The sequence below is a fragment of the Candidatus Cloacimonadota bacterium genome (assembly GCA_011372345.1).
Lineage (GTDB): Bacteria > Cloacimonadota > Cloacimonadia > Cloacimonadales > TCS61 > DRTC01.
Map to the genome: position 1 here is coordinate 1 of DRTC01000017.1, position 7,718 is coordinate 7,718.

General features: G+C 35.7%; 6 protein-coding genes and 1 pseudogene. All 7 read left to right on the forward strand.

The window, feature by feature from the left end:
- Window positions 1-24: 24 nt before the first annotated feature.
- A complete protein-coding gene (locus ENL20_00315; GenBank protein ID HHE37005.1) occupies window positions 25-780 on the forward strand; it encodes a hypothetical protein in 756 nt (251 codons plus the stop codon).
- Window positions 781-843: 63 nt separating this feature from the next.
- Window positions 844-2,283 (forward strand): RtcB family protein, encoded by a 1,440-nt coding sequence (locus ENL20_00320; GenBank protein ID HHE37006.1) that lies wholly within the window; start codon window positions 844-846, stop codon window positions 2,281-2,283.
- Between the two features lie 121 nt (window positions 2,284-2,404).
- On the forward strand, window positions 2,405-2,824 hold the full coding sequence (locus ENL20_00325) for an archease (protein ID HHE37007.1): 420 nt from the start codon (window positions 2,405-2,407) through the stop codon (window positions 2,822-2,824).
- Window positions 2,825-2,945: 121 nt separating this feature from the next.
- Window positions 2,946-4,193 (forward strand): bifunctional diaminohydroxyphosphoribosylaminopyrimidine deaminase/5-amino-6-(5-phosphoribosylamino)uracil reductase RibD, encoded by a 1,248-nt coding sequence (gene ribD, locus ENL20_00330; protein HHE37008.1) that lies wholly within the window; start codon window positions 2,946-2,948, stop codon window positions 4,191-4,193.
- 109 nt (window positions 4,194-4,302) lie between these two features.
- Window positions 4,303-6,327: a methionine--tRNA ligase gene (locus tag ENL20_00335; GenBank protein HHE37009.1), complete on the forward strand. Its 2,025-nt coding sequence runs from the start codon at window positions 4,303-4,305 to the stop codon at window positions 6,325-6,327.
- A 50-nt stretch (window positions 6,328-6,377) separates the two neighbouring features.
- Window positions 6,378-6,771: pseudogene (locus tag ENL20_00340) on the forward strand (GxxExxY protein).
- A gap of 177 nt (window positions 6,772-6,948) precedes the next feature.
- On the forward strand, window positions 6,949-7,718 hold a 770-nt coding region (locus tag ENL20_00345), incomplete at its 3' end, for an amino acid permease (protein ID HHE37010.1).

Consider the following 7,718-nt stretch of genomic DNA (forward strand, 5'->3'; position numbering starts at 1 on the left):
AGAGAAAGTGTGGAAGAATTTGTAATGCAATTCCTAAATAAGATCATCGAGCAGAACTTGGAAGAAACGATTTCATTTCTTTATCAGAAGGATCGTTACCAGGAAAAGAAATTCCGGGAGAATTATCTTAACAGATTAAAAAGTAATAAGATTATTCAGAAAATGACGAATTACGACCTGATCTCATCTGCCCGGACAAAAGATCGAAAACAATTCCTGGTCTATTTTGAGATAAACCGGAAATATGATCTGACTTTATTTTTGCTTCAAGATAAAGATAAATGGAAAATCCATAAAAAAATCCTGGGAAAACCGGAATTATTTAACGGAGAAAAAGAAGCTTATGAGCAGGTTGCAGTTCTTCTTTCCAAAAATAAACTGGGAAATGCTTATGAATTACTTAAAAAATATTCCAGCATTTATCTAGATTCAGCGGATTTCCAATATTATTGGGGATTGTATTATTCTTTCCAAAAGAACAATGATAAAGCAGCAAGATTCTTTTTTAATGCGATTGAACTTGATCCGGATTTTGTGGAAGCAAAATATAATTATGCTTTGATGCTGCATGCAGAGAAAAAGATCGAGGAAGCTAAAATACTTTATCGAGAAATATTGAAATCAGCTCCCGAAGAACCGAAAACTTTGAATAATCTGGCTTCGATCCTCATCGATGAAAAAGAATTTGAAACAGCAAAGAAATTACTGGAAAAATGTCTGAAAGTTGCTCCGGAATTCGAAATTGCGAAAAAAAATCTGGAGAGGATAGAACACAGATGAAACGGATTGAACGGATTTACACGGATAAAATTTTAGTTAATTTTCGGTGTTTGATATAGTGATATGAAAAACCTGATCAAAATTTCATCTAACATTTGGGAAATTCCGCAAACAGGAAATATGCGTGTTCCCGGTCGTATTTATGCCAACGAAAGATTGATCGATTCGATCACAAAAGATGATGCGATCAAGCAGGTTCAAAAAGTTGCTGTTTTACCTGGAATTCAGAAATATTCATTTGCTATGCCGGATGTTCATCAAGGTTACGGTTTTCCGATCGGAGGAGTTGCTGCTTTTGATGTCGAGAATGGAATCATCTCTCCCGGAGGAGTTGGTTACGATATCAATTGCGGAGTTCGTTTTATCAGAACGAATCTTTTCTATCCGGAAATTAAAGATAGGATGAATAATCTGGTCGAACAGATTTTCAGAACAGTTCCAACTGGAGTAGGATCTCGTAATGCGATCCAGAAGCTGAATGTATCTGAGCTTAAGAAAGTTTTGAAGAATGGAGCAGAATGGGCTATTCAAAACAAATTTGGGAAAGATGATGATCTGCTGGCAACAGAAGATCTTGGAAAAATGAAAGAAGCAGATCCTGGAAAAGTAAGTGATAGAGCAATGAAAAGAGGTTCAAATCAATCAGGTACTTTAGGATCGGGAAATCATTTCATCGAGATCGGAGTTGTGAAAAATATTTTTGAAGAGAAGATTGCGAAAAATTTCGGTTTGGTAAAAAATCAGATCATTATTATCATTCATTCCGGTTCGCGCGGACTCGGTCATCAGATATGTGACGATTATGTGCATGAAATGCTTTTCCAAAGCAATAAACTCGATTTCGAATTGCCTGATAAACAACTTGCTTCCGTTTATATCAATTCCAAACTGGGAGAAGATTATTTCGGAGCAATGGCTTGTGCTGCTAATTTTGCTTGGGCAAATCGTCAGATCATGATGCATCTTGTGAAAAAATCAATGATGAGAACTCTAAAAATTGATGAGTCCAACCTTGGTTTTGAATTGATCTACGATGTTTGCCATAACATTGCGAAGTTCGAAGAACACGAAATCGATGGGAAAATGACAAGAGTCTGTGTTCATCGGAAAGGTGCAACTCGCGCATTTGGTCCAAACAGGAAAGAACTTGCTGATAAATTCCAGCAAACCGGACAACCGGTAATTATTCCCGGAGATATGGGAACGGAAAGTTATCTTTGTGTCGGTATGGAAAAAGCAATGAGCGAAACTTTCGGCAGTTCCTGTCATGGAGCGGGAAGAGTGATGAGTCGTCATCAGGCTCTAAAGGATACTGATTTTACAAGTTTATTAGATGAGTTGAATAGAAAGAATATAATCGTTAGAGCAGCAAAGAGAAAAACTCTTATTGAAGAAAAAAGTGATGCCTATAAAAATGTCAATGAAGTCGTTCAAACTATGCATGATGAAGGGATTATTCGGAAAGTTGTGAGAACAGTTCCGGTTGGAGTTGTTAAAGGGTGAAAAAATGGACTCGACTTCAAAGCGCAGCGTGGAGTTGAGAACAAATTTTTACTCATTAAGATTGAATTACGACTGAACTCCATCTAAATGAATTTGATGAAGTCCAGTCACATTTAGAAAAATGAAAACTTACAAAATAATTGATCATACAGCAGATTTTTCTTTCCAGGTTTTTGGGAAAAATTTAGAGGATTTATTCATCAATTCAGCATTCGCTTTGATCAATATCATATTTGGAAATAAACTGCAACTTCCGAAGTTTCCCAAAATTCGGAAGTTTAAGATCAAATTGAAAAGTAATGATCAGGAAAGTCTGATCATCGATTGGTTAAGAGAAATCCATTACCTGGCAATCGTGGAAAAGGAGATCGTCAGGAATATCTTAAATTTAGAAATTCTTGATTCGACAATTTCAGCAGAACTCGAAATGCAGAAAATCGAGCAAACTCTTGAAAATGAGATCAAAGCGATAACTTACAGCAATATCCAAATAAAAGAAGAAAATGGATTGTTGAGTTTCATTGTTGTCTGCGATGTTTGATAATTTATAGAACACAGATAATTCGGATTTACACGGATGGAAACTTGAGTTAAGCAGGCTTCAGCCTGTCTTGACTTAAGTTGAAAATTCTTGTATTATTGAAAATAGTAATGGATAAATTATGTTCAAAGAAAAATATTTTAAATTAGCGTACGATCTGGCAGAACGGGGAAGAGGTAAATGTTCACCGAATCCTTTTGTTGGTGCAGTGATCGTTAAAAATGATAAGATAATCGGGAAAGGATTTACTCAACCTTACGGAAATGATCACGCTGAAATACAGGCGATCAAAGATGCAAACAGTTCGGACTCGACTTCAAAGCGAAGCGTGGAGTTGAGAACGAAAAATGCCGAAATGTATGTTACTCTCGAACCTTGTGCTCATTTTGGAAAGACTCCACCTTGTGCAGATGCGATTATCAAAGCAGGGATCAAAAAAGTTTATGCTGGAATTAAAGATCCGAATCCGCTTGTAAATGGAAAAGGATTTCAAAAGCTGAAAGAAGCTGGAATTGAAGTTAAAACTGGATTTTGGGAAGAAAAAATTTCCGAGCAGCTTGAATATTATATTACTTTTATCACCCAAAAAAGACCATTTGTATTTATGAAAAATGCCGTTTCTCTCGATGGGAAGATCGCCACCGAAAGCGGAGATGCGAAATGGATTTCCGGCCCGGAGTCAAGAGAATTTGTGCATCATCTGCGAAATGAAGTTGATGTGATCCTGACCGGAATTGGAACAGTTCTGGCTGATGATCCGCTTTTAAATGTGAGAATAAAACCTTCCGAATGGTTACGATCAGAGGAACTCTCTCACTCAACCTTCGGAATGGTTGAAAACTTAAAGAAAAGTGATGTTCCAACCATTGCGAAGGTTTTTAACCATTCGCAAGGTTTCAATCATCCAACCCGGGTTATTCTCGACAGCAACTTGAAAATTCCTCTAAATTCAAAGATAGTGCAAACCGCTAATGAGATCAAAACAATTATTTTTATTAGACAGGATTTACGGGATAAACAGGATAAGATTGCAGAATTAAAAACTTTTGGAGTTGAAATTGTTCTGGTTTCATCTGATAAAAACTTCACAAATTCGGGAAATTTGTTAAGTTTAGAAATGGTTCTAAATGAACTTTATAAACGAAATTATTACAGCGTAATGATCGAAGCTGGAAGTAAGATTTGCTCATCTTTTTTATCTGAAAAATTAGTAGATAAGTTTTTTTATTTTATATCTCCCAAAATCGTGGGAGGTAATTTCTCACTTTTCAGAGAACTGAAAATATCCAGAATGAAAGAAGCAATAAAACTGAAAATCGATAGAATCGAGAATATTGGGGATGATATTTTATTAATTGGATATCTATAAATTTCCTTTTCCAAACAAATCTTGACACCAAATCCCTGAAAAAATATTAATTACTCAGAACACAGACACAATCATTTGATTGTGATACAGAAGAATGGAGAAAAAATTAATGCAAAAAAGAGAAAAAATTTTAGTAACGAGTGCCTTAACTTATGCGAACGGTCCGCTACACATCGGTCATATTGCAGGTTCATATCTGAATGCAGACATTTTTACACGATTCAAAAAACTGCAGAATGCGGAAATCATCTATGTCGGAGGGACAGACGATCATGGTGCTCCCATCTCGATCAAAGCGGAAGAAGAAGGAATCTCACCGCAGGAGCTGGTTGATAAATACAACAAAAGTATGAGAGAAGATTTGAAGGGAATTGGAATCGAACAGGATTATTTTTCAGCAACTTCTACAGAGGAACATAACAAACTGTCTCAAGATTTCTTCCTTAACTTGTTAGAAGCAGGATATATAAACAAAAAAACTTCCCAACAACTTTATGATGAAAAGATGAAAAGATTTCTCGCTGACCGTTATGTGGAAGGAATTTGTCCGCATTGCGGAGCAGAAGGAGCTCGAGGAGATCAGTGTGATGCCTGTGGTAAATTGATCGATGCTGTGAACCTGATCAACCCGAAAAGCAAGATTTCCGGAGAAACTCCAGTTATTAAAGAAACTACACATTGGTATTTGAATTTGCCGAAATTTGAAGCGGAACTTCGCGAATGGTTGAAAACAAAAAAATATTGGAAAGACAATGTTCGAAATTTTATTTTGAGTTGGCTGAATGAAGGCTTGATCGAAAGGGCAATCACACGAGATATTGATTGGGGAGTTCCTGTTCCTCTTGAAAATGCTGACGGGAAAGTTTTATATGTCTGGTTTGATGCTCCTATCGGTTATATTTCTTCAACTAAAGAATGGGCGATCAAACAAGGAAAACCTGAACTATGGAAAAATTACTGGCTCGATCCGGAAACGAAACTGATCCACTTTCTCGGGAAAGATAACATTCCATTTCATACAATAATCTGGCCTGCCATGTTATCCAAACAAAAAGATAAATATGTGCTTCCTTACGATGTTCCTGCAAATGAATTTCTTAATTTGGAAGGAAAGAAGATCTCGACCAGCAGGAACTGGGTTATCTGGGTGAAGGATTTCCTGAAATACTTTCCGGGAGAATTGTTGCGATATGTTTTGGCTGTTAATGCTCCCGAAACTAAAGACAGCGATTTCAGTTGGAAGGACTTCCAGAACAGAATCAATACTGAACTAAATAATATTCTGGGAAACTTGGCGAACAGGACTTTTGTCTTTTCTAAAAAATATTTCGAGGGAGTAATAACCAAGCCGGAGATTTTAACAGAAATTTCTTTGAAGACACTTGCAGAAGCAAAATATCTGACGGACCAAATCGAGAAAAGTTATAATAAATACCAAGTTAGGAAATCTGCGAAATTGTTGATGGATATTGCTCGCATCGGCAACAAATATTTCGATGAAACACAGCCGTGGGTTTCTATCAAATCAGAAAAAGAAAAGGCAGGAGAGACTCTTTATGTTTGTACAGAATTATTAAGAATGATCTCAATCGTTGGAACTCCGATCATTCCCAAAAGTATGAAAAAACTGCGAAAAATGATGACTCTCTCCAAAGAATTTTCCTGGTCTGATATTCAGAATCCGATTGAATCGATCGAGTTGGCAAAAGTGAAACCTTTGTTCAGGAAAATCGAAGATAAAGAAATTGAAGAACAGGTAAAATTATTAGAGAAGAATCTGGTTCCGGAAAAACCAAAGCTCGAGCATAAACCTTTGATCTCTTATGAAGATTTTATGAAAATGGAATTTCGAGTTGTCAAAATTCTGGAAGCGGAAAATATCAAAAAATCCAAGAAATTACTCAAACTAAAAGTAAATATAGGAGACGAAATCCGTAGTGTTGTAGCAGGAATTTCCGAATATTACAAACCGGAAGATGTGATCGGGAAAAAAGTAGCCATGTTGATCAATCTTCAGCCGCGAAAAGTGATGGGAGTAGAATCGCAGGCAATGATCTTGGCTACTCATGATGATGGAAAACTAACGATAATTATACCGGAAAAAGATGTTAAAGAAGGAAGTGAGATTTCTTGATAGAACACAGATGATACGGATTGAGCTGATCTTCACTGATAAAAAGAAAAATGTATAATAATAAGAAACCTTTACTACATTCAGAAATTACTGATAAAATTCTAAATGCTTTCTATTTTGTTTCTAATAAATTAGGATATGGTTTTCTGGAAAAGGTTTATGAAAATGCTTTAGTTATAAAATTGAGAGAATTTGATTTGAAAGTTATTCAAAAAAAAATTAAAAGTCTTTTTTGAAGGAAAACTGGTTGGTGATTATTTTGCTGATTTAATTATAAATGATAAAGTGATTGTCGAACTAAAAGTTGCAGAAAATCTCTGTGATGAACATTATTACCAATTAGTTAATTATTTGAAAGCAACGAATAAGGAAGTTGGATTGTTATTAAATTTTGGAAAAGAACCTCAATTTAAAAGAGCAATATTTACTAATGATAGAAAATAAGGGAACACATAAAGAATACTGATGATACAGATTGAACGGATGCTTGCAGATAAGAATTTTATTTTTTTTGTAAAAGAACATGATTAAAGAAATGATAATAAAGGATATTATCAATTCTAATTTAATCCGTGTTAATCAGTATTATCCGTGTCATCCGTGTTCCATAAAAGGGAAAATATGGTTAAACTCAAGAAAGAATTAAAACTACTCGATGTTTTCTGTATTGCAGCAGGAGCAATGATCAGTTCCGGTTTGTTCATCCTTCCGGGATTAGCTTATTTCAAATCCGGTCCGGCTGTTATTGTTGCTTATTTGATCGCTGGGATTTTGGTTCTTCCATCGATGTTAAGCAAAGCTGAACTTTCAACAGCCATGCCTAAAGCAGGTGGTGATTATTTTTTCATAGGTAGAAGTATGGGTGCTGGTTTTGGAACACTTGCCGGAATTTCAGCCTGGTTCTCGCTTGCTTTCAAAAGTGCATTTGCACTTTTAGGAATTGGAGCTTTTGCCAGTTTTATCTATCCTGAAATATCAATGTTACAAATAAAATTTATTGCTGTCTTTTTCTGTATGTTCTTCGCATTTATCAATCTGATTGGAGTTAAACATGCAGGTAGATTGCAGATTTACCTGGTTCTCGGATTGATCCTGATATTAATTATTTTCTTATTCAAAGGGCTTCCGGTCGTGAAAAATGAAAATTTCAGAGATTTTATGTCTGCTGATTTAAGAACGCTATTCATGACTGCCGGTTTGATCTTCGTATCTTATGGAGGATTAACGAAAATTGCCAGCGTTGCCGAAGAAGTAAAAAATCCGAATAGGAATATTCCATTGGGAATGATCCTCGCTTTTTCGATCGTAACAATTCTTTATGTGCTTGTAGTTTTTGTTGCAGTTGGTGTTTTGGGAAAAGGATTACTCCAAAGTGGAACTCTAAAATATTC

Coding starts and splice junctions, on each gene's coding strand:
- ENL20_00315 (HHE37005.1), top strand. CDS start 25: ATGCAATTCCTAAATAAGATCATCGAGCAGAACTTGGAAGAAACGATT.
- ENL20_00320 (HHE37006.1), top strand. CDS start 844: ATGAAAAACCTGATCAAAATTTCATCTAACATTTGGGAAATTCCGCAA.
- ENL20_00325 (HHE37007.1), top strand. CDS start 2,405: ATGAAAACTTACAAAATAATTGATCATACAGCAGATTTTTCTTTCCAG.
- ribD (HHE37008.1), top strand. CDS start 2,946: ATGTTCAAAGAAAAATATTTTAAATTAGCGTACGATCTGGCAGAACGG.
- ENL20_00335 (HHE37009.1), top strand. CDS start 4,303: ATGCAAAAAAGAGAAAAAATTTTAGTAACGAGTGCCTTAACTTATGCG.